General features: G+C 67.0%; 1 protein-coding gene. It reads right to left on the bottom strand.

What is annotated here, in order from left to right; translation table 11 throughout:
- Window positions 1-302, bottom strand: a 302-nt coding sequence (locus EAS64_RS42985) for a reverse transcriptase domain-containing protein (protein WP_246116166.1), incomplete at its 3' end; no start/stop codon positions are given.
- Window positions 303-379: the final 77 nt, after the last annotated feature.

Raw genomic sequence — 379 nt, 5'->3', positions numbered from 1 at the left:
ACCGGCTGGTCGCAGATCCGTTCCTCCACCGCCTCCATGAGCCCCTCGTGCGGGATTGCCGAGAAGCAGGAAGCGATGTCCGTCTCGACCACCCACCGGCGGCCCCGCCAGCACTCGTCGATGAGCACCTGCAGGGCGTCGTGCGCCGACAGCCTGGGACGGAACCCGAAGCTGCACGGCAGGAAGTCCGCCTCGAAGACCGGCTCGAGCACGATCTTGGCAGCGGCCTGCACGATCCGGTCGCGGACTGCGGGGACGGTGGCTTCATACTGCCCATCCTTGCCGTGGAGTGTTGGGATCATGCTCTTTCCGTGGTGCTCGTTGCTGGCTAGATGATGCCAGGGGTGCCGGCATCTGAGGCTGCTCAGCGGGGCAGCGG

Origin of the sequence: Trebonia kvetii (assembly GCF_007827045.1) — a bacterium.
In the GTDB taxonomy this organism is placed as follows: domain Bacteria; phylum Actinomycetota; class Actinomycetes; order Streptosporangiales; family Streptosporangiaceae; genus Trebonia; species Trebonia kvetii.
The sequence above is the reverse complement of the archived record's forward strand: the minus strand, read 5'-3'. Positions and strand labels throughout refer to the sequence as shown.